This window comes from Micromonospora sp. KC213, assembly GCF_004348325.1.
Classification (GTDB): domain Bacteria; phylum Actinomycetota; class Actinomycetes; order Mycobacteriales; family Micromonosporaceae; genus Micromonospora.
Genome location: NZ_SMKF01000048.1, coordinates 14,233 through 35,063 on the forward strand (window position 1 = coordinate 14,233; position 20,831 = coordinate 35,063).

Here is a 20,831-nt window from a genome sequence, read left to right on the forward strand (position 1 = left end):
CCTCGACAGCCGGCGCCCCCGCCTGGGCGGGAACGGACGTCGTCTGCTCGGTGTCACTCACCGACGGTCACCTCCTTGCGGCGATCCTTGAACTCCGCCGCACGTCGTCGGTTCGGGATCAGCCCCTCCGGCCGGAAGATCATCATCACCACGAGCACCACGCCGAAGAAGAGGAACCGGTACTCGTACAGCTCCACGCCGAACAGCTCGATGCCCCGGAACCGCTCGATCATGTATGCCACCAGGCCACCGCCGACGATGGCACCGACGATGTTGCCCGAGCCGCCGAAGATGACCGCGGCCAGGATGATGATCGAGTTCAGCAACTCGAAGTTCTGCGAGTTGACGAAGTTCTGCTTGCCCGCGAAGAGCGCGCCGGCCAGACCGGCGATCGCCGCGCCGGCCGCGAACGCCCAGAGCTTGAACTTGAACGTCGGCACGCCCATCAGCTGGGCGGCGTCCTCGTCCTCGCGGATTGAGATCCAGGCCCGGCCGACCCGGCTGTTGGTCAGGTTCCGCACCCCGATCACCACCAGGATGATCAGCGTGAGCACCAGCCAGTAGTAGGGTCGCGCGTCGAGCACGCCGAAGACCGGACGGCCGTCGGCGTACTGGCCCGGCGGGTGCGGGATCTGGTTGAAGCCCCGCTGACCCTTGAGGAACTCGGAGCTGACCGCCGCGATCCGGATCATCTCGGCGAAGCCGAGGGTCACCAGCGCCAGATAGTCACCGCGCAACCGCAGGGTCGGCGTGCCGAGCATGACGCCGGAGACCATCGTGAGAGCGATCGCCACCGGCACCGCCAACAGCCACGGCCACAGCGTCTTCAGGTCGCTGCTCGGCGAGGTCAACACGGCCACGGTGTACGCGCCCACGGCGAAGAAGCCGAAGTAGCCGAGGTCGAGCAGGCCGGCGAAGCCGACCACGATGTTCAACCCGACGGCCAGCAGCACGTAGATCGAGACGGTGAACATCACCTGGGTGAAGTTCGCGCCGGGGGTCGGGATCGGCCCCAGGTACTGGTAGAACTCCCTGTTCGGCAGGGCGTAGAAGAACGCGATCACCGCGATCAGCAGCGCCCAGCGCACCCAGCGCGGCGCCGAGCGCCAGCGCTCCCCGGCCGCCTCGCGGCCGGAACGGACCCTCTCCAGGACGGTCGTCATGCCCGCGCCCTCCCCAGCGATTCGCCCAGCAGACCGGTCGGCCGGAACATCAACAGCACCACCAGCAGCGCGAACGCCGCAAAGTCCTTCCACTCGCTGCCGAACAGGCCCGAGGCGTAGTTCTCCACCACGCCCAACAGCAGGCCACCGAGCAGTGCGCCGCGCAGGTTGCCGATGCCGCCGAGCACCGCGGCGGTGAACGCCTTGAGGCCGAGCAGGAAGCCTACGCTGTAGGTCAGGGTGCCGATCCGGACGTCGTAGAGCAGGCCGGCCACACCGGCCATGGTGCCACCGGCGATGAAGACGATCAGAATGATCCGGTCCTTGTTCACACCCATCAGCGCGGCGGTGTTGGCGTCCTGGGCGACCGCCCGGATGCCACGCCCGATCCGGCTGCGGTTGATGAACATGTCCAGCCCAATCATCATCACCAGCGCGGCACCGAGGGTGAGCAGCTGGATGGCGTCGATCGGCACGCCGAAGATCTCGAAGAGCGGCTTGCTGCTGACCAACGACGGCGCACCCTGCGGCAGACGGCGGGTATAGATGCCGAACGCCTCGGCGATGGCGATCGAGGCCCCGATCGCGGTGATCAGGAAGGCCAGCGGTGGCGCGTTGCGCTTACGCAGCGGCCGGTACGCCACCCGCTCGATCACCGTCGCGGTCCCGGCGGAGGCGATCGCCGCGACGATCACCGCCACCAGCAGGTAGAACATGATCGAGCCGAGCCCGCTGACCTGCGAGTCCTGGTTGAGGCCGAAACCGTTCCAGGTCCAGATCGCGGCGAACGCACCGGCGATGAAAACCTCTGAGTGGGCGAAGTTGATGAGTCTCAGCACGCCGTAGACCAGCGTGTAGCCCAGCGCGACCAGGGCGTAGATCGCGCCCTGCGTCAGGCCGGTCGTGGTGAGTTCCCCGAAGTTGGAGAACAGTCCGTCGAAGTTCAAGGGAGGGACGCTCCATCAAGGTCTGGAGAGAAAAGGGGGGTGCGGCCGGGAGCGTGCTCCCGGCCGCACCCGCGATGACAACTCGATCGCCGCAGCGACGGGTGTCAGGACTTCGGAATCTCCTGGTCCGGAACGACCTTGCCGCCGGTGACCTTGAAGGCCCAGACCTTGACCTGCGCCGGGTCCAGCTCGCCGCCCTCGACGAACTTGTAGGTCGCCGCGACGCCCTCACCGCTGTAGTTCTTCACGAACTCCAGCAGCGCCGACCGGGTGGTCTTGCCGTCCTTGATGCCGGCGAGCAGGATGTTCGCCGCGTCGTAGGCGGTGTCGCTGTAGGTGCCCGGGTCGGAGCCGTTGAGCGCCTTGTACTCCTGGGCGAAGGTGCCGCGCGCCTCGGTGGCCGGCTGGCAGGGGCAGGTGAGGATGGTGCCCTCGGCCGCCGCCGCGCCGGCGGAGGTGATGTAGGCGGCGTCGTTGACGCCGTCACCGGCGACCAGCGGCGCGGTGACCCCGGCAGCGGTGAGCTGCTTACGGATCAGGCCGGCCTCCTGGTAGTAGCCGCCGTAGAAGACCGCCTGGACGTTCGCGGCCTTGACCTTGGTGACCACACCGGAGAACTCGGTCTGCTTGCCCTCGCCCTGGACCTTGTCCGAGCCGACGACCGCCGGGCCGAGGACCTTCTTGACCTCGTCGGCCAGGCCCGCGCCGTACGCGGACTGGTCGTCGATGACGTAGACCCGCTCGGCCTTCAGCACGTTCTTGATGTAGTTACCGGCCGCCGGGCCCTGGCTGAAGTCGTTGCCGACCACCCGGAAGAAGGTCTTCCAGCCCTGCTCAGACAGGCTCGGCCGGGTGGCGGACGGGGTGATGGTGACCAGGCCGGCCTCGTTGAACAGCGGGCCGGCGGCCTCCGACTCACCCGAGTAGGCCGGGCCGACGATGCCGAGGATCTTCGGGTCGTCGATGGCCTTCTGGGCCAGGCCCGGAGCCTGGTCGGGGCTGCCCTGGGAGTCCAGCGGCACCAACTCGACCTTGCAGTCCGGGTTCTCCTTGTTGTATTTGTCGACGGCCAGCTTGACGCCGTTGTTCTCGTTGATGCCGAGCGCCGCGGAACTGCCGGTCAGCGCACCGAAGAACGCGATCTTGTTACCGCACTTGTCACCGTCGGCCGCGGTGTCGCCACCGCCGCCGTTGCCGCATGCGGCGCTGCCGGCGACGAGCGCCAGCAGGGCGGCTCCACCGATCGCACGAGCGAGCTTCTGCCTCAAGGCCCGAACCCTCCTCAGTCCCCATGGTCCGAACCACCCGCTGCCTATTGGCCCTTGCGGGGACGGACGAACCAGACCGTCGTCGCCGGTCTGGGGCCGGACGCTATCCCACCTCGGAGCTGCGATGAAAGTCCCAGGGAGGTGCGTTGACCGAACCGTTACACGCCGTGGCGATTCCGTCCCGATCACTGTAAGAACGATCAATGGTGAAGGCGTTTCACCTGGGCCTAATGAGCAAGGAGTGCCGACCGCCCCCCGCTGCCGGCGACGGTGGCCCGCGAGAACCACCAGGCAGGAAGCATCCTCATGTCGCCGGCTGGGCGACCTCGCCGCCGGCGGTCTCGGCGAGGATCCGCTCGGCGACCTCCTTCATGGTCATCCGGTGGTCCATCGCGGTGCGCTGGATCCACTTGAACGCCTGCGGTTCGGTCATGCCGTACGTGGTCATCAGCGCGCCCTTGGCCCGCTCGACGGTCTTGCGGATCTCCAGCCGGTCGGTGAGGCCGGCGACCTCCGCCTCCAGCGCGGCGACCTCCGCGTAACGGGACAGCGCGATTTCCACCGCCGGCACCAGGTCGCTCTTCTGGAAGGGCTTCACCAGGTACGCCATCGCGCCGGCCGCCCGGGCCCGCTCGACCAGGTCGCGCTGACTGAACGCGGTCAGGATGATCACCGGGGCGATCCGGGCGCCGGCGATCCGCTCGGCGGCGGCCAGACCGTCCATGATCGGCATCTTGATGTCGAGGATGACCAGATCCGGCTTCAGTTCCTCGGCCAGCCGCACGGCGGTCTCGCCGTCCCCGGCCTCGCCGACGACCTCGTAGCCCTCCTCGACCAGCATTTCGGCCAGGTCCAGCCGGATGAGCGCCTCGTCCTCGGCGATCAGTACCCGCCTGCGCTCGGCATCCGTCTGCGTCTCGGCCACGAGCCACTCCCACCATCGATCTCGGCACGGCTACCACCCATGCTCCCGCATGAGCCTAGTCGGGTACAGTTACGTCAGCTCGCCGGGATGGTGGAACGGCATACACGGAAGTCTCAAACACTTCTGCCCGAAAGGGCTTGCGGGTTCGAATCCCGCTCCCGGCACATCTGTCATACACGCGTTCGATGATTCGAGGCGTGCACCGCGCGGTTCCCACGCGACACCCGTCTTCGGCACCACCACCCGGACGTGCTCCCGCAGTCCTGACCCGTCGGCGACAGCCCGGGCGGCGAACGGTCAGACCACCGCGAGCGCCCGTTCCAGGTCCGCCCGCAGGTCCTCCGGGTCCTCCAGCCCAACCGAGATCCGCAGCAGCCCACCGCACGGCTTGGCCTCCCCCGACACCGGCCGGTGGGTGAGCGAGGCCGGGTGCTGGATGAGGGTGTCCACGCCGCCGAGCGACACCGCGTGGGTGATCAGCTCGCACGCGGCGGCGACCCGGGCGGCGGCGGGGGCGCCGCCGCGTACCTCCACGGCGAGCAGGCCGCCGGTGCCGGCCATCTGCCGTCCGACGAGCCCGGCCGGGTCGTGGACGGACGGGTGGTGCACCCGGACCACGGCCGGGTGGCCGGTGAGCCAGCCGGCGAGTTTCTCGGCGCCGGCCTGCTGGGCGCGGACCCGTAGCGGCAGGGTCTGCAGGCCGCGGTGCAGCAGGTACGCGCCGAGCGGGTGGAGCACGGCGCCGGTGACGGCGCGGACCTGGCGCAGTCGGGCGGCCCAGCCGCTGTCGCAGGCCACGACGCCGGCGAGCACGTCGCCGTGGCCGCCGATGCTCTTGGTGGCGCTGTGCAGGACGAGCGCGGCACCGTGCCGGGCGGGTTGCTGGAGCACCGGGGTGGCGACGGTGTTGTCGACCAGCAGCGGGGCGGTGCCGGCGGCTTCGGCGAGGGCGGCGATGTCGATCAGGTCGAGCGTGGGGTTGGCCGGGGTCTCGACGACCACCAGGGCGGTGTCGGGGCGAACGGCGGCGGCGACCTCGTGGGGCCGGGCCCAGGTGACCTCGGTGCCGAGCAGGCCGGTGGCGAGGACGTGGTCGGTGCCGCCGTAGAGGGGGCGGACAGCGACGACGTGGCGTCGCCCGTCGCGGGTGGCGGCGAGCAGGGCGGCGGTGAGTGCGGCCATGCCGCTGGCGAAGGCGACGGCCTCGGCGGTGCCCTCGAGGTCGGCGAGGGCGGTCTCGAAGCGGGCCACCGTGGGGTTCCAGAGGCGCTGGTAGACGGCGCTGGCGCCGGGTGGGAGCGGGCCGCCGCCAGCGAGCAGTTCGTACGCCTCGCCACCGCCGTCGACGTCGGGCAGCGGGTTGGTGGTGGACAGGTCGATCGGCGGCACGTGCACGCCGAGGGCGGCGAGGTCGTCACGGCCGGCGTGCACGGCTCGGGTGTCCACGGTCGTCATGACCGGTAGCCTCGAACAAACGCCGGCATACAGGCAAGCGCGTCGAACATGATTCTGGGGAATGCGCTTCCCCCGCTCCGGGCTTCGGTGGAAGATGGTGCCCATGCCCTCCACGCCGAATGATCTGCGGCGCTCGTTCGCCGCGCTGGACGATGTCGACCGCGCGATCCTGGCCGAGTTGGCCGCCGATGGTCGGCTGCCGAACAACGCCCTGGCCGAGCGGGTCGGGGTGGCTCCGTCGACCTGCCTGACCCGCACCCGGGCGCTGCGCGAGTGCGGGGCGATCCGGGGCTTCCACGCCGAGGTGGATCCGGCGGCGCTGGGGTTGCCGTTGCAGGCACTGGTGTCGGTGCGGCTGACCGCGCACGAGCGGGCGGCGGTGGACGCGTTCCGGGCCCGGTCGGTGCGCCTGCCGGGGGTGGTGTCGGTGTTCCATGTGGCCGGTGCGGAGGACTACGTGCTGCACGTGCGGGCGGCGTCCGGTGACGCGCTGCGGGATTTCGTGCTCGACCATCTCGCGGTGGACCCGGCGGTGCAGCACACCCAGACCAGCCTGATCTTCGAGCAGGCGCGCGGTATGGGTTAGGGCACGATCCGGAACACCTCGGGCGCGGGGCGGGTTGCTCACGAGATGACCGACGTACCGTTGTCTGTTCTTGATCTTGCTCCGGTGGCCCGCGGCGCGACCGCCGGGGAGGCCCTGCGACACACCACCGAGCTGGCCCGGCGCACCGAGGAGCTCGGCTACCACCGGTTCTGGGTGGCCGAGCACCACAACATGCCGGCGATCGCCAGCAGCGCGCCGGCGGTGCTGCTGGCGCACCTGGCGGCGCACACCTCGACCATCCGGCTGGGCTCGGGCGGGGTGATGCTACCCAACCACGCGCCACTGGTGGTGGCCGAGCAGTTCGGCACCCTGGAGGCGCTGCACCCGGGGCGGATCGACCTCGGCATCGGCCGGGCGCCGGGCACCGACCAGGTGACCGCGCTGGCGCTGCGCCGCACCATGGCGGGGCTGTCGGCGGAGGGTTTCCCCGGTGAGCTGGCGGAGCTGATGAACTACTTCACCGGTGACGACCGGGGACCGATCACCGCCACGCCCGGTCTCGGACAGTCACCGGCGATCTGGCTGCTCGGCTCCAGTGGGTTCAGCGCCCAACTGGCCGGGCTGCTCGGGCTGCCGTTCTCGTTCGCGCACCACTTCAGCGCGGAGCACACCGTACCGGCGTTGCAGCGTTACCGGCAGAGTTTCCGGCCGTCGCGCTGGCTTCAGCAGCCGTACGCGATGGTCGCGGTCAGCGTGGTCTGCGCGGAGACCGACGAGCGGGCCGAGTGGCTGGCCGGACCGAGCGGGCTGTCCTTCCTGAGGCTGCGCGCCGGGCGGCCGGAGCCGCTCGGCACCCCGGAGGAGGCGGCGGCGTACCCGTACGACGAGCGGGAACGCGAGTTCGTGCGGCAGCGTCGGGTCGGTCAGGCGACGGGTTCCCCGGAGACGGTACGCCGGCAGCTCGGCGAGCTGCTCGCCCGCACCGGGGCCGATGAGCTGATGCTGACCACGATGGTGTATGACGTGGCCGACCGGGTGCGCTCGTTCGAGCTGGTGGCCGATGTGACCGGTCACCTCGGCTGAAACACGCTCTTCATACCCGCGTCACCCCTACGTCGCGGAGCGCCTCTAACTTAGTGACCGGTGGTGGTACGGCATCCCCGGTCGGGACGGGTCGGGGGTGCTGCGGTGTGGTGCACCGGGTCGCCGGGTGGCGCGGGTTCCGCGCACCGGCGACCCGGTGCCTGCGTGCCCGCCGGGGCGGGCGCCGCCCCCGGGCCGGTCAGCGTCGGCGTCGCGGACCGGGGGCGGCCGGATGGCCCTCAGCGCAGGTGGATGTTCGGGGTCGGCGGGGTGGACATGCCGTCACCGATGAAGAAGCTCGGGTGCGGCGGCTGGTTGTAGGCGGTGTTCTGCCAGGCGATGGCGGTCCGGTACTGCGCGTCGTGCATCAGGGTGTGGATCCGGGTGCTGGTCTGGCTGGGCGTGCTGTAGATGCGCAGGGCGCGGTTGTCGCTGGTACGCCAGACGACCTCCTCCCGCCAGTCACCGAGGATGTCGCCGGAGAGCGCCGGGGTGGACTTGGTGCCGTTGTTGGAGGCCACCCCGCTGCCGCTGAGCAGTCGGGTCTCCCCGCTGGTGCCGTACTTGTCGACCCGGGTGCCGTCGAGCAGTTCACGCACCGGGTCGCCGTCCCACCAGGCGAGGAAGTTGATCGAGGACGGCTTGCGTCCGACGTTCTGCCCGCGGGTGTTGGCCAGGCCGGCGACGGCGGAGGACCAGGACTCGGCGCCGGGGCTGCCGGCCCAGATGTCGGCGGAGACACCCCGACCGTTGTCGCCGGACCGGGCGGTGGACCAGAGGACCTGGCCGGTACGGGCGTCGGCGAACCAGGAGCTGGGCTTGCTGGAGTCCTCGCTGACCTTGAAGTACTCCAACCCGGCCCGGGACGGGTCCAGGTCACCGACGTGCCCGGCGTCGCCGTGACCGTGGCCGGTGGACCAGAGCAGCCGGCCGTTGTCGTCGATGGTGGCCGCGCCGTAGACGATCTCCTGCCGGCCGTCGTTGTCGACGTCGGCGATGGAGAGGCTGTGGTTGCCCTGCCCGTACGCGGCGGAGTTGCCGGAGGCGTTCGAGTCGAACGTCCACCGCTTGGTCAGGGCACCGTTGCGGAAGTCCCAGGCGGCGATGACGGCCCGGGTGTAGTAGCCGCGCGCCATGATCAGCGAGGGGCGCTGCCCGTCGAGATAGGCGGTGCCGGCGAGGAACCGGTCGACCCGGTTGCCGTACGAGTCGCCCCAGGATGAGACGTTGCCGCGCGGCGGGTCGTAGTTGACGGTGGAGAGGGCGGCGCCGGTGCGACCGTCGAACATGGTCAGGTACTCGGGGCCGGCGAGGATGTAGCCGCTGGAGTTGCGGTGGTCGGCCGACGCGGAGCCGATGACCTGGCCGGTGCCGGAGCGGGTGCCGTCGGCGGTCTTCATGGCCACCTCGGCACGGCCGTCGCCGTCGTAGTCGAACACCTGGAACTGGGTGTAGTGGGCGCCGGCCCGGATATTACGGCCCAGGTCGATGCGCCACAGCCGCGTCCCGGTGAGGGTGTACGCGTCGATGTAGACGTTGCCGGTGTAACCGTCGTGCGAGTTGTCCTTGGCGTTGGACGGGTCCCACTTGAGCACGAACTCGTAGTCACCGTCGCCGTCGAGGTCGCCGACGCTGGCGTCGTTGGCCACGTAGGTGTACGCCTCCCCGCTGGGCGTGGTGCCGCCCGACGGGACCTGCAACGGCACGTCCAGGTAGCCGTTGCCGAACTGCAGCGCCGGCGCCGAGGCGGCCTGCTCGGTGCCGTCGACCACGGCCCGCACGGTGTACGACGAGCCGGCCGCCGCGCCGTTGTCGAGGTAGTTGGTGGCCCCGGTGATCGGCGAGTTGTTCACCTTGGTGGAGCCCCGGTAGAGGTTGAACGACACCCCGGAGGTCTCGGTGCCGAGCAGCCGCCAGGACACCAGGTTGCCGTTGCCGGACCGGACACTGACCAAACCGCGGTCGAGGTCCTCCATCTGCTTCGAGCCGCCCGGTGGAGGCGTCGTGGGCGGTGGCGTCGTGGGCGGTGGCGTCGTGGGGTTGGCCGCACCGGTGCAGGTCGTCCCGTTGAGCGCGAAACTGTCCGGTACGGGGTTGCTGCTGTTGTCCCACGAGCCGTTGAAGCCGAAGGTGGCGGTGCCGTTCGTACCGATGCGGGCGTTGTAGCCGGCGTCGCGGGCGCTGACCTCGGAGCCGGTCTGGGTGACGGTGGCGTTCCACGCCTGGCTGACCCGCTGCCCGGCGGTGTACGACCAGGTCAGCGTCCAGCCGTCCACCGGGTCGCCGAGGTTGGTGATGGTGACGTCGGCGCCGAAGCCGCCGCCCCACTGGTTGGTGATCCGGTAGTCGACCCGGCAGCCGCTGGCCGCGGCCGAGGCGGTCACGGCGGTCAGGGTGCCGGTGACGAGGGTGGTGGCCGTGACCGCGGCGAGGAGCGCGGCCCGGCGGGACGGGATGAGGTGCACGGGGTGCCTCCGGAGGAGGTGGGCGCGCGGCGTCGCGGACCACACCGGCTTGCCCTGGGCCGGTGGAAAAGGTGCGCCGCACTGACGGTGATGGCAGTGGCACGCGTATCGAATTGATGCCCGTAACTGTTTCTCCGCGCACCGCCGATGCTAGGACACCGCTTTCCCGCCGCACAACCCATCCGTCCGAGCTACCGGATCCGGGATCGGAGCCACGCTCCGGACAGAGCCCCCGCTCTGCCGCCCACACCGGCGAGAGTCACACTGCGTACACGCGCCACGCGAACCGCCCACCTCGCGGTGGCATCCCGCAGCCGCGCCGCCGGCGGGGCGGGTCAGCGGTCGACGCCGGCCAGTCGCGGCTCGGCCTCGGCGGGCACGACAGCGACCGCAACCTCGGCGGCGGGGGCGGGCGCGTCCGCCTCGGCCAGGGCGGTGTCGGCGGTGGCGCGTGCCCGGCGGGTACGACGCAGCGCCCGCACCGCGAGGACCAGGGCGAGCAGCCAGCCGGCCGCGAGCAGGGCGTAGACCGCCGGGGTGAGCACCGGGCCGGCGTCGCCGGCGCGCAGCAGGGTACGGGCATTGGTCAGCACGATCACGCCACCGATGGCGGCGCCGAGCAGTTGCGCCGGGACGATCCGGACCAGCCAGGCGGCGATCGGGGCCGCGATGAGACCGCCGATCAGCAGCGCGGCGACGGTGGGCAGCAGGAATCCCTCACTGCCCAGACCGATCAGGAATCCGATGCTGGCGGCGGCGGCGACCATGAACTCGGCGGTGTCGACGGAACCGATCACCTTGCGCGGGGCGAGCCGGCCGGAGACCAGCAGCGCGGGGGTCGCCACCGGCCCCCACCCGCCACCGCCGGTGGCGTCGACGAAGCCGGCGACCAGGCCGAGCGGACCGAGGAACCGGCCGCGCAGCCCACCCGCGCCGGTGCGGGTGCGCAGCGGCCGGGCGAACCGGATCAGCAGGTACGCGCCGAGGACGAAGAGGATGCCGGACATCCACGGGGCGGCGGACTCGGTGGAGATGGCGCTGAGGAAGGTGGCCCCGGCGAAGGCGCCCAGCGCGCCGGGGACGGCGATGCGGGTCACCACCCGCCAGTCGACGTTGCCGAAGCGCCAGTGGGCGACGCCCGCGGCGAGGGTGGTGCCGATCTCGGCCAGGTGCACGGAGGCGGAGGCGGCCGCCGGCGCGACCCCGACGAAGAGCAGCAGGGTCGACGAGGTCAGCCCGTACGCCATGCCGAGTGCGCCGTCGACGAGCTGGGCGGCCAGGCCGACCAGGGCGAGGATCAGAAGCTTGCGCACGAGCCCCTCCAGGCTTTTCGGCATCTCCTACCAACTTGGCCGACAATGCGGTACGGAAGGCCCCGGGGTCAACCCCTGTGTCGCGGACTGGGACGCGACCCACGGCGGACGGGTGAGAAACCGCGCGGATCGGGCGGTGGACCGGTCGCGGCAGCGGGCAACGCCTGCGCGTCAGCTCCAGGCGCGCGGGTCGGCGGCCAGCTCGTTGACGCGCCCCGGCAGCTTGCCGGCGGCCACGTCGGCAAGGCTCACCTGCTCCAGGATCGCCCGCTCGCTGGCCCGAAGCGCGATCCAGACGTCCTGCAACGCCTGCGCCGCGCCCTGGTACCCCAACTCCTCCGGGCGCTGGCCACGGACGTGGGCGAGGGGCCCGTCGATCACCCGGATGATCTCGGCGAGGGAGATCTCCGCCGCCGGCCGGGCCAGCCAGTAGCCGCCCTCGGGGCCACGCTGGGCCTGCACGATACCGCCGCGTCGCAGCTGGAGCAGGATGCTCTCGAGGAACTTCGGCGGAATGTCCTGGGCCCGGGCGATCTGCTCGGCGGTGACCGGCCGGGCCCGCCCGGCGTTCGCGCCGCCGGCGACCGCGGCCAACTCGGCGGACGCGCGGAGGGCGTAGTCGACCCGGGCGGAGAGACGCATGCCGGCAAGATTAGTCGGCGGCCCGACCGGCCGGCCGGTCGGGCCTCGCCCGTCCGATCACTCGCCGACGCGGCGCAGCAGGCCCTCCTGCACGGCGCTGGCGAGGTGCCGACCATCGGTGGTGAACATCCGGCCGGTGGCCAGCCCCCGGGCGCCGGACGCCGACGGGCTCCAGCAGTCGTAGAGGAACCACTCGTCGGCCCGGAACGGCCGGTGGAACCACAGGGCGTGGTCCAGGCTGGCGCCGACCACTCCCCCGGGCCCCCACACCTCGCCGTGCACCGAGAGCACCGAGTCCAGCAGGGTCAGGTCGGAGGCGTACGTCAGGGCGCAGGCGTGCAGCAGCGGATCGTCGGGCAGCTTGCCGTCGATGCGCATCCAGACCCGCTGGTGCGGTTCGGCGGGCCGGTCGCCGGGGCGTACCCAACCGGGCTCACCCACGTACCGGACGTCGATCGGGCGCGGGATCTTTCCCCAGATGCCGAGCCGTTCCGGGTAGCGGGAGAGCCGGTCGGTCATGGTGGGGACCTGCTCCGGCCCGGGCACCTCGACCGGAACGGGTGCGTGATGGTCCAGCCCCTCCTCCTGCCGCTGGAACGACGCGGACATGAAGAAGATCGGCTTGTCGTGCTGCAGGGCCACCGACCGGCGCACCGAGAAGGACCGCCCGTCGCGAATGTTCTCCACCTGGTACTCGATCGGCTCGGCGGGGTCACCCGGGCGAACGAAGTAGCCGTGCAGCGAGTGCACCAGGCGTTCCGCATCGACGGTACGCCCGGCGGCGACCAGGGCCTGACCGGCGACCTGACCGCCGTACACCCGCTGCGGACCAACCGGAGGGCTCATCCCCCGGAACGTCATCTCACCGGTGTGGTCGAGGTCGAGCACCTCCAACAACTGGTCGACCGCGGCCTGTCCGGTCAGCGCCGAACCGTCGGTCACCGTACGCTCACTGCAGGGCCCGGGCGGAGGCGGCGTCGACCAACGAGCCGAGTTGGTGCACCCGCAGGGTGTTGGTGGAGCCCGGGGTGCCGGGCGGGCTGCCGGCCACGATCACCACGTACTCGCCCGGGTTGGCCCGGTTGAGGCCGAGCAGGGCCTGGTCGACCTGGCGGAACATGTCGTCGGTGTGCTCGACGAACGGCATCAGGAACGTCTCCACGCCCCAGCAGAGGGCGAGCTGGTTACGCACCTCGGGAACCGGAGTGAAGGCCAGCAGCGGCAGGTCGCAGTGCAGCCGGGAGAGCCGCTTGACGGTGTCGCCGGTCTGCGAGAACGCGACCAGCGCCTTGGCGCCGATGGCCCGGGCGATCGAGGAGGCGGCGACGGTGAGCGCGCCGCCGTGCGTACGCGGGTCGTGCTGGAGCCGGGGCACCCCGATCGAGCCGGCCTCGGTGGTGGTGACGATCTTCGCCATGGTGCTGACGGTGAGCACCGGGTACTTTCCGACGCTGGTCTCGCCGGAGAGCATCACCGCGTCCGCGCCGTCGAGCACGGCGTTGGCCACGTCCGAGGCCTCCGCCCGGGTCGGGCGAGAGTTCTCGATCATGGAGTCGAGCATCTGGGTGGCCACGATGACCGGCTTGGCGTTCTCCCGGCACAGCTGCACGGCGCGCTTCTGCACCAACGGCACCTGGTCCAGCGGAAGCTCCACGCCCAGGTCGCCGCGGGCGACCATGATGCCGTCGAAGGCGAGCACGATCGCCTCCAGGTGGTCCACCGCCTCGGGCTTCTCCACCTTGGCCAGCACCGGGCGGTACACACCCTCCTCCGCCATGATCGCGTGGACGAGCTTGATGTCCTCGGCCGAGCGGACGAAGGAAAGCGCGATCATGTCGACCCCGAGACCGAGGGCGAAACGCAGGTCTTCGGCGTCCTTCTCGGACATGGCGGGCACGCTGACCGCGACGTTCGGCAGCGAGACACCCTTGTTGTTCGAGACCGGACCGCCCTCGGTGACCAGGCAACGAATGTCGTTGCCGGTGACGTCGCTGACCTCGACGGCGACCCGCCCGTCGTCGATCAGCAGTCGGTCGCCCGGCTTGACCTCCTGCGGCAGCTTCCGGTAGGTGCAGGAGACCCGGTCCCGGGTGCCGAGGATGTCGTCGCCGGTGATCACCACCGAGTCGCCGGTGCGCCACTCGTGCGGGCCGTCGGCGAACCGGCCGAGGCGGATCTTCGGGCCCTGCAGGTCGGCCAGGACGGCGACGGGACGACCGGCCGCGTCGGCCGCCTCGCGCACCAGGCGGTACACCGCCTCGTGATCTTCGTGGCTGCCATGGCTGAAGTTGAGCCGGGCCACGTTCATGCCCGCCTCGACGAGCCCCCGGATCCGCTCCGGAGACGACGTGGCGGGGCCAAGGGTGCAGACGATCTTCGCGCGGCGTGTCACGCCCATCAGGCTAGTCTCTCCTCCGGATCGACCTGGGAGCCGACCCCTTGCGGACTGTGGAACGGTTGTCCAACGACGCGCGACCGGGCGGGTGGGCCGGCGGGACGCGGGCCGTACCGGAGGACGTCGTGAGCGGCGGGCATCGGCGACCGCGCGCCGGGAATCGTACCGCTCGCCGGCACCGAAGGCCCGAGGCGGACCCGTGGACGCCCCGCGGGCGTCGACCCGTAGGCTCAGCCCTCCGTCCTGGCCAGCGGGAACTCCAACGCGCCGGCCGGGCAGAGGAAGGTCAGCACGTCCACCTGGTAGAGCCCGGCCTGCACGGCCGGGTCGGCCTCCATGACGGTGCGGACGTCGTCCACCGAGCCGGTGCGGGCCAGGCCGATGCCGATGGGCGGCGCCGGCTCCCGGGCCGGCCCGTCGATCGAACCGGCGACCAGCACCAAACCCCGACGCTGCAACGCCTGCATGTGCGCCAGGTGCTCGGCCTGGAGCCGCTGCACGGTCTCCTGGGGCAGCACCGGCCCGGCCGGCCCCGGATAGAGCACGATGCACTCGTACGTGTCCAGCGCGAAGTCCAGCTGCGGCCTGTCTGTCATGGCGTTCCCTCCCGCGCTGCCGGCGTGCGTACCGCGCCGGCCCCGACTCGGCCCAGCGTCGCACGGCCGAACCGGCCGCAGCGGGCGCTTGCGGCACTTACCCCGGGTCACGTCCGGTAACCCGGCGGATGGGTGGTTCGTCCCCACGTGTCACCCGGCGGACATGGTCGACGAGCATCGGTGCCGGCGGCGCTCCATGGCGTCGGTCTGGCTGGTCGGCATTGAGGACGAGCCCCAACGCTCGGGCGAGATCTGCCTCTTCGAGGTGTTCGGCGACGCGATCGACCGGACCGGACCAACGGTGGGCATGGGCATCCACCCGTTCCGTGACCCCGCCCTGCGCGACGACTTCAGCACACCGCGGCTACCGATCGACGTGACCGATTTCCACGTCTACGCCGCCGACTGGCGCCCGGGCCCGAGTGGACTTCTTCGTTGACGGCCACCACGTGCGCACCGTGGAGCAGGCGCCGGACTACCCCATGCAGATGATGATCGGCGTCTTCGACCTCCCCGCGAAGCCGGCGGCGGCCGCGCACGCCGGCCACGTGCCGTTTTTCGTGCTCGACTACGTCCGCGAGGGCTAGCTGGCAGACCGCTGAACAAGGCGGCGTGAAGGTTCGGACCGTCTGCCACGCAGCCGCCGGCCGGGCATCGGTGTCGTGGCTACCGCACAGACCGAGCACAGGTCAGTGCCGGATCACCACGAGCGTCGGCGCCCGCTCGGCGACCACCTTCGCGGCGCGGGCCAATCTGTGTGGATCCACCGCGCCGAACGTCTCGTCCAGAATCAGCACGTCAGCCCCCTGCAACAGCGCCCTGCCGAGGAAAACCAGGCTGCGTTCCCCGTGCGACAGCCGCCAGCCGGTCTCCCCGACGATCTGCGCCAAACCGGCGGGCATCCGGTCGAGAAGCTCGCCAAGGCCCAGCGCCCGGCACACCTCGTCGGCGTGGCGCAGGTCGTCCTGCTCGGCCGGCCAACGCCGACCGAGCAGGAGGTTCATCGCCAATGTGCCCAGCAGGAGATGGTTCTGCTCGGCCTGCGGCACCGCGAGCACCCGACGTTGCCACGTGGCCGCGCCAACGACCTCACGCTCGACGCCGTGCAGGCGCAACTCGCCTCCGGTCGGCACGTACCGGCCCGACAGAACGGCCGCCAGCGTGGATTTGCCGCTGCCCGACGGGCCCTGGATGAGCACCCGTTCACCGGTGCCGACACGCAGATACACATCGCGCAACGCAACCCGGTCGCGGCCCGGGTAGCGGTAGCCGATCGCCCGCGCCTCGATCACCGCGCTGTCGGTCGCCACGGCCGGCGCCGGGTGGTCCGCCGGAGTGTTCCCCGCGCGGCGAACGCCACGGTCGGGAAGCAGCGGGCGCAGCTGCGCCCAGGCGCACCACGCGTCCACCATGCCGGCCAACCCCACCTCCAGTCGCGTCAACGCGCCGAACCCGACGAGCACCCCGACCGCACCGGCCGCCACCGAGGCCGGGGATGCCTGCGCGTTCGCGACGCCCGCGAGCAGCACCACACCCGCCAACGCCCAACCGCGCGGAACCACCACGGTCAGCGCGGCGAGCCAGCGGTCACCGCGACGGCCCAGTTCGTCGTAGGCCGTCAGCGCGGCTTCCTCACCGTCGTGGCGCGACTCAGGTCGCTGCTGCACCGACCGGGTGCGGTGCCCGGCCATCCTCTCCGCGAGATCGTTGCCGAGCCGCATCCGAGCTGCGGCCCAGCGACCACGGTGACGGACATAGCGGTGGGTGGCGAAGGCGGCGACGGCCAGCCATGCCGCCAGCGCGCCCGGGGCTACCGGGCCGAGAGCCTCCGCCAGCAGCAGCATGGCCGCCCGAGTTCCAGGCTGGCGGCAACGCCGCCGAGTGCGCCGCCCACGGCCAGGTCCTCGATACCTTCTGCCTCCAGGGCTCGACCGAGCAGGTGGCCGGTGCCCTCGCGGCGCACTCCGGCGAGGTCGAGCTCCAGCGCCCCGTGCAGCAACCGGCGGCGCAGTCGGCCACCGGCCTGACCGCGCCTCCCGATGAAGTGCGACGGCCAGCTCCACCGGGTCGTACGTCGTGGTCACCGTCGGGTCCCTCTCGTCGCCCGTCGTCAGGTCACCCGGCCGCGCCAGCCGGTGCCGCTGGCTCAGGTGCGCGACCCGCCGGCCTCTGCCAGGGCCTGGCTGTGGTTCGCCCCGATGGGCACCACGCCGGCCCGCACCTCACTACGCACCACGAGCGCCTCACTGTGGTTCATCGACAGTCGACCCGCCCGCACCTGGCTGCGCACCGCCAACGTCTCCTTGCGGTCGCCCGCAGGAGCCTCGCCGGTCGCCGGGGTACGCACGGTCACCGCCTCGCTGTGGTGCTCCGACTGGCCGCCAGCCCGCGTGTCGGTACGGTCGGCGCGCGGGCCGGCGGGGTAGCTCGTCTGCATGTCTTTCCCTTCGATCGTCGATGTCGCGGCGCGCGGACGCCCAGCCGTCGGACACATCGGTTCCTGACCTGTTGCGGCTCTGGGTGTGCCCCAGAGCGACGACCGTACGACCGCGTGCCGTGCCCCAGCGGACCACTCACCAGGCAGCACCGGGGTACCAGTTGGACCGCCGCTATCCCGCCTGACCGACGTTCGTCTCGGCGAGCACCCGAGCCATGGCGGTGCGGTTGCGCACGCCGAGCTTGCGATAGACGCTGCTCAGATGGGTCTCGACCGTCTTCGGCGTGACGTGCAGATCCTGGGCGATCTCGTGGTTGGCCCGGCCCTCGGCGGCCAGTCGGGCGACCCGCCACTCTGCGGGCGTCAACCGCGCGTGCGCCGGGGCGAGCACCTGCTCACCGAGGTCGGTGAGCGCCTCCCGAGCCTGCCGTGCCAACTCGTCGGCGCCACACTCCCGCGCCAACTGCAGGGCCTCGCCGAGCGCGGCTCGCGCGGCTTTCGGGTGCCGCAGGCGGATCGCCGCGCCGAAGGCGTGCAGCGCGGTGGCCAGCTCAAGCCGGGCCGGGGTGGGCCGCACCACCCGTACCGCCTCCTCCAGCAGGTGCTCCGCGGCCCGGTCACCCGTCACCGTGGCCACGATCCGCAGCGCCCGGCTCAGTGCCCGCGGCGCTCCCCACCGGCGGGCCAGATCGAGCTCGTCGACAGCGAGTGCGCGAGCCCTGTCCCGCTGTCCCAACGCGTGCCGCCCCAGCGCCGCCACCGACCGCCAGGGCCAGATCGCGGGGTTCAACCAACCGTCGCCGGTCAGCCGCCGACCGGCTTCCTCGGCGCGCCGCGCGGCCTCCTCCGGTCGCCCCTCGGCCAGGTCGAGGCGGGCTTGGAGCAGTGCGATCTTGAGCTGTTGCGCGGGCACCAGCTGGACCTGCGCGCTCGCCCACCGCATCGCCCGCGCCGCGGCGTCGCGCTGGCCCCGAGCAAGGAGCACGTCTGCCCGGATGACGCCGGCGTAGGCTGCCCGGCTCACTGTGGCCAGCGGGGCCGAGGTGAACGCCATCGCAGTCCGCGTGTCCTCCTCGGCGTCGGCCAGGTGCCCGTGACTCAGCAGGGCGTAGGCGCGGAACGCGGCGGCCAGCCCGGCCTCGTGCGTCGAGCCCTTCTCGTGGGCCGCGGACCACGCCCGGTCCAGTTCGGACAGCGCTTCCTCGTGATCGGCGTCGACCAACGTGCCGTAGGCCAGCACCGGCGAAGCGGTAACCGGGTTGGGGGCACCGCCCGCTCGGGCACGCAAGGCCCGCAGCGCGGCGGCGACCGCCGTGGGCCGGTCCACGTCGATGGAGGCGGCCCAGAAGGCGGTCAGGGCGTCCAGGCGGTATCGGACATCGGCGCTCAGCCGGGGTGCCGCCCGCAGCACGGCCAGATGCGGCGCACCGGTGTGCCGTAGGTCCAGGTCGGCGGCCGCGGCCGCCAGGATCACCGTACGCAGCCGGTGGTCGAGATCCGGGTGCTCGCCGTTCAGCTCCGACAGCATGCGCTCCAGCAGCGCGATCGCTTCGGCGTTGCGGCACGCCAGGAGCGTCGCCCGGCCGAGCAGTTCCGTGACCTGGGCACGTTCGACGATGTCCTCGGCGAGGGAGGCGGCCCGTCGCAGGTAACTGATCGCCGTCTGCCAGTTCACCCCCTGTGCCACCGTGCCCGCGAGCCGGATGAGGTTCGTGGTGGTCCGCTGGTCCGGTGGAGGCTCCTGGAGGGCCCGCTCCAGGAACGCCAGGGCGGAGCGGGGAGACGCCCGGTTTGCCGCGTCGCCGGCGGCGTCGAGCATAGTCCTGACCACCCAGCTGTCGGCGGCGGGCAGGGTCGCCAGCAGATGAGTGGCCGCCAGGACGACCGGCTGTCCGTCGGCGACCAGCAGCTCCGCCGCGCGCCGGTGCAGCCGACTGCGGGTCACGGGGTCGATGCCGGCATAGACCGCGTCACGGATCAACACATGTCTGAACGCGACCCGGGATCCGGTGCGCAGGATGCCCGCGGTGACCAGTTCCCCGCGTAGGTCGTCCCACCGCTCACCCCCCTCGGTCAGACCGCTGACCATCTGCGGGGCGGCCTCCTCGCCCAGCACCGCGCATGCCTCGGCGAACCGCACGGCGGCCGGGGTCAGGTTCGCCAACACAGCGGGCATCCGCTGGGCGAGCGCCGCCCCGCCCAGGGCCCGCAGCGCGGGCTCGTCCCCGTCGGCCGCGGCACCCCCCGCCGCGCGCGCGGCGGTGGCCAGTTCCCGTACCAGCAGGGGGTTGCCGCCGGTTAGGCGGTGGCAGGCGGAGACCAGCTCGGCGCTGGCCGTCGCGGTGACCGATTCGACCAGCCGCGCGGTGCCGGCCGGACTCAGCGGCGCCAGGCGCATCAGGGTCACCGCCGGCTCCGCGGCCAGCTCGCCCCACTGACCCGCGTCGGCGCCGGGGCGTCCGGCGACGACGATCGCCAGCGGCAGCTCGGCGGCGCGCGGCATCAGATAGCGAAGGAACCGCAGCGAGGCGTCGTCCACCCAGTGCGCGTCGTCGACGACGAGAGCCACCGGTGCGCGACCGGTCAGGTTCACCAGCAGCCAGTAGAGCGCGTACGACACCGCGAGGTCACCAGCTGCCGGCCCGGTGGAATCCACGTCCAGCAGCGCGGGCACCCGGTGGGCCGGCCCCCGCAGCAGGCGGACCCGTTCCGCTGTCGGCGCGGTGTACAGGACCGGCTCCACCAGCTGACGGACCACCCCGTAGCCGAACTCCTGCTCCAGTTGGCTGCCGCGGGCACTGAGCACCCGTAGGCCCGTCGCGGTGGCGGCCCGGCGGGCGACCTCCATGAGGGTGCTCTTTCCGATCCCGGCCGGGCCCTCGACCAGGACGGCCGCTCCGCGGCCGTGGGCCGCGGTCGTGAACGCGCGCCCCAGGAGCGCCAGTTCGGCTTCTCGCTCCAACAGGGATGCGTCGGCGGTCACCCCCGGAGTCTGCCAGTCGACGGCCGCTCCGGGAGGCCCCGATGACGCGCCGGCCTCAGGGAGAACCCCAGGAGTGGTTGTCGGCTTGGTGACACCGCCTGGCTATGACGCCCGGGCGGCACCGGCCCGGCAGCCGCGGTCGCGCCGCTGACCTGCGTCGACAGGTGAGTTACCCGGGTCACAAGCACTTTGGGGTCATACCCCGAGGCCGGCAGCGGGGCCTCGACCGAGCCTTGGGGTGGCGGGCTGGTCGACCGTGGCGGGTCGGGGCAGCCGCCGAGACTATGGGGGGAAACATGCGCGTGGTCGATCAACTCACCGTCCACATCAACCTGCGCCGCGAACACGCGGAGCACCTACCGCAACAACTGGTGACCCAACTGGCCCGTGCCATCCACGCAGGCCAGCTCGCTCACGCGACGCGGCTGCCGTCGACCAGGGACCTGGCCCGGCTGCTGGGCGTCTCCCGCGGCGTGGTGATCTCCGCCTACGAGCTACTACTGGCCAAGGGCCTGGTAGAGAGCAGACCCGGATCGGGCACCTACGTCCGGCAGGTACACACCGACCCGCCCCAACCCCGACGCAGAACACCGACGACACCAACCCGCCGAG

At 71.7% G+C, this 20,831-nt stretch carries 19 protein-coding genes and 1 tRNA gene; 6 read left to right on the plus strand and 14 right to left on the minus strand.

What is annotated here, in order from left to right; genetic code table 11:
* Positions 1-53 precede the first annotated feature (53 nt).
* The 4 genes from E1166_RS12855 to E1166_RS12870 all read right to left on the minus strand — a co-directional run bounded on the left by E1166_RS12855 (position 54) and on the right by E1166_RS12870 (position 4,303).
* Positions 54-1,163, minus strand: coding sequence for a branched-chain amino acid ABC transporter permease (locus E1166_RS12855; protein ID WP_132266507.1), 1,110 nt, complete (start codon positions 1,161-1,163; stop codon positions 54-56).
* A complete protein-coding gene (locus E1166_RS12860; protein ID WP_132266504.1) occupies positions 1,160-2,110 on the minus strand; it encodes a branched-chain amino acid ABC transporter permease in 951 nt (316 codons plus the stop codon). Before E1166_RS12860 ends, E1166_RS12855 begins: the two co-directional genes overlap by 4 nt.
* Before the next feature lie 104 nt (positions 2,111-2,214).
* Complete coding sequence (locus E1166_RS12865; RefSeq protein WP_132338724.1) at positions 2,215-3,378, minus strand: branched-chain amino acid ABC transporter substrate-binding protein; 1,164 nt, start codon at positions 3,376-3,378, stop codon at positions 2,215-2,217.
* 304 nt (positions 3,379-3,682) lie between these two features.
* Positions 3,683-4,303 (minus strand): response regulator, encoded by a 621-nt coding sequence (locus tag E1166_RS12870; protein WP_132338726.1) that lies wholly within the window; start codon positions 4,301-4,303, stop codon positions 3,683-3,685.
* 81 nt (positions 4,304-4,384) lie between these two features.
* On the opposite strand from E1166_RS12870, the gene E1166_RS12875 reads away from it, so the two are divergent.
* Positions 4,385-4,467, plus strand: a tRNA-Leu gene (locus E1166_RS12875).
* Between the two features lie 133 nt (positions 4,468-4,600).
* Here the strand turns inward: E1166_RS12875 and E1166_RS12880 are convergent.
* Positions 4,601-5,758: a PLP-dependent aspartate aminotransferase family protein gene (locus E1166_RS12880; RefSeq protein ID WP_132338728.1), complete on the minus strand. Its 1,158-nt coding sequence runs from the start codon at positions 5,756-5,758 to the stop codon at positions 4,601-4,603.
* 103 nt (positions 5,759-5,861) lie between these two features.
* Between E1166_RS12880 and E1166_RS12885 the strand changes: the two genes are divergently transcribed.
* Together E1166_RS12885 and E1166_RS12890 are read left to right on the plus strand one after the other, a co-directional pair.
* Positions 5,862-6,344 (plus strand): Lrp/AsnC family transcriptional regulator, encoded by a 483-nt coding sequence (locus E1166_RS12885; RefSeq protein ID WP_132266489.1) that lies wholly within the window; start codon positions 5,862-5,864, stop codon positions 6,342-6,344.
* Positions 6,345-6,389: 45 nt separating this feature from the next.
* A complete protein-coding gene (locus E1166_RS12890; RefSeq protein WP_132338730.1) occupies positions 6,390-7,388 on the plus strand; it encodes an LLM class flavin-dependent oxidoreductase in 999 nt (332 codons plus the stop codon).
* Positions 7,389-7,627: 239 nt separating this feature from the next.
* Here the strand turns inward: E1166_RS12890 and E1166_RS12895 are convergent, their stop codons facing one another.
* From E1166_RS12895 to E1166_RS12920, 6 genes are all read right to left on the minus strand, one after another.
* Positions 7,628-9,853, minus strand: coding sequence for a cellulose binding domain-containing protein (locus tag E1166_RS12895; RefSeq protein ID WP_132338732.1), 2,226 nt, complete (start codon positions 9,851-9,853; stop codon positions 7,628-7,630).
* A gap of 335 nt (positions 9,854-10,188) precedes the next feature.
* Positions 10,189-11,166 carry a sulfite exporter TauE/SafE family protein gene (locus E1166_RS12900; protein WP_132338734.1) on the minus strand — a complete coding sequence of 326 codons (978 nt, stop codon included), beginning with the start codon at positions 11,164-11,166 and terminating at the stop codon, positions 10,189-10,191.
* Between the two features lie 171 nt (positions 11,167-11,337).
* Positions 11,338-11,808 carry an Rrf2 family transcriptional regulator gene (locus E1166_RS12905; RefSeq protein WP_132268426.1) on the minus strand — a complete coding sequence of 157 codons (471 nt, stop codon included), beginning with the start codon at positions 11,806-11,808 and terminating at the stop codon, positions 11,338-11,340.
* A 57-nt stretch (positions 11,809-11,865) separates the two neighbouring features.
* The gene (locus E1166_RS12910) at positions 11,866-12,750 is read right to left on the minus strand and encodes an acyl-CoA thioesterase II (protein WP_132268424.1); all 885 of its coding nucleotides are present in this window, start codon (positions 12,748-12,750) and stop codon (positions 11,866-11,868) included.
* Positions 12,751-12,757: 7 nt separating this feature from the next.
* A complete protein-coding gene (gene pyk, locus E1166_RS12915; protein WP_132268422.1) occupies positions 12,758-14,206 on the minus strand; it encodes a pyruvate kinase in 1,449 nt (482 codons plus the stop codon).
* A gap of 227 nt (positions 14,207-14,433) precedes the next feature.
* A complete protein-coding gene (locus E1166_RS12920) occupies positions 14,434-14,799 on the minus strand; it encodes a YciI family protein (protein WP_132338736.1) in 366 nt (121 codons plus the stop codon).
* 163 nt (positions 14,800-14,962) lie between these two features.
* On the opposite strand from E1166_RS12920, the gene E1166_RS12925 reads away from it, so the two are divergent.
* Positions 14,963-15,238 carry a hypothetical protein gene (locus tag E1166_RS12925; protein ID WP_132338738.1) on the plus strand — a complete coding sequence of 92 codons (276 nt, stop codon included), beginning with the start codon at positions 14,963-14,965 and terminating at the stop codon, positions 15,236-15,238.
* Positions 15,222-15,386: a hypothetical protein gene (locus tag E1166_RS30905; protein WP_165944322.1), complete on the plus strand. Its 165-nt coding sequence runs from the start codon at positions 15,222-15,224 to the stop codon at positions 15,384-15,386. The genes E1166_RS12925 and E1166_RS30905 overlap by 17 nt, the downstream gene beginning before the upstream one ends.
* A gap of 102 nt (positions 15,387-15,488) precedes the next feature.
* Here the strand turns inward: E1166_RS30905 and E1166_RS12930 are convergent, their stop codons facing one another.
* From E1166_RS12930 to E1166_RS12940, 3 genes are all read right to left on the minus strand, one after another.
* Positions 15,489-16,643, minus strand: coding sequence for an ATP-binding cassette domain-containing protein (locus E1166_RS12930; protein WP_132338740.1), 1,155 nt, complete (start codon positions 16,641-16,643; stop codon positions 15,489-15,491).
* Positions 16,644-16,945: 302 nt separating this feature from the next.
* Entirely contained in the window at positions 16,946-17,236 is a 291-nt protein-coding gene (locus E1166_RS12935; protein WP_132338742.1) for a hypothetical protein, read from the minus strand.
* 172 nt (positions 17,237-17,408) lie between these two features.
* Positions 17,409-20,219, minus strand: coding sequence for a LuxR family transcriptional regulator (locus tag E1166_RS12940; RefSeq protein WP_132338744.1), 2,811 nt, complete (start codon positions 20,217-20,219; stop codon positions 17,409-17,411).
* Between the two features lie 296 nt (positions 20,220-20,515).
* On the opposite strand from E1166_RS12940, the gene E1166_RS12945 reads away from it, so the two are divergent.
* A partial coding sequence (locus E1166_RS12945; RefSeq protein WP_132338746.1) for a winged helix-turn-helix domain-containing protein occupies positions 20,516-20,831 on the plus strand: 316 nt, incomplete at its 3' end.

Excerpts from the sequence above, each read along its gene's own strand:
- E1166_RS12890 (WP_132338730.1), top strand. The coding sequence starts at position 6,390 with ATGACCGACGTACCGTTGTCTGTTCTTGATCTTGCTCCGGTGGCCCGC.
- E1166_RS12925 (WP_132338738.1), top strand. The coding sequence starts at position 14,963 with ATGGTCGACGAGCATCGGTGCCGGCGGCGCTCCATGGCGTCGGTCTGG.
- E1166_RS12905 (WP_132268426.1), bottom strand. The coding sequence starts at position 11,808 with ATGCGTCTCTCCGCCCGGGTCGACTACGCCCTCCGCGCGTCCGCCGAG.
- E1166_RS12935 (WP_132338742.1), bottom strand. The coding sequence starts at position 17,236 with ATGCAGACGAGCTACCCCGCCGGCCCGCGCGCCGACCGTACCGACACG.
- E1166_RS12930 (WP_132338740.1), bottom strand. The coding sequence starts at position 16,643 with ATGCTGCTGCTGGCGGAGGCTCTCGGCCCGGTAGCCCCGGGCGCGCTG.
- pyk (WP_132268422.1), bottom strand. The coding sequence starts at position 14,206 with ATGGGCGTGACACGCCGCGCGAAGATCGTCTGCACCCTTGGCCCCGCC.
- E1166_RS12880 (WP_132338728.1), bottom strand. The coding sequence starts at position 5,758 with ATGACGACCGTGGACACCCGAGCCGTGCACGCCGGCCGTGACGACCTC.
- E1166_RS12920 (WP_132338736.1), bottom strand. The coding sequence starts at position 14,799 with ATGACAGACAGGCCGCAGCTGGACTTCGCGCTGGACACGTACGAGTGC.
- E1166_RS12855 (WP_132266507.1), bottom strand. The coding sequence starts at position 1,163 with ATGACGACCGTCCTGGAGAGGGTCCGTTCCGGCCGCGAGGCGGCCGGG.
- E1166_RS12885 (WP_132266489.1), top strand. The coding sequence starts at position 5,862 with ATGCCCTCCACGCCGAATGATCTGCGGCGCTCGTTCGCCGCGCTGGAC.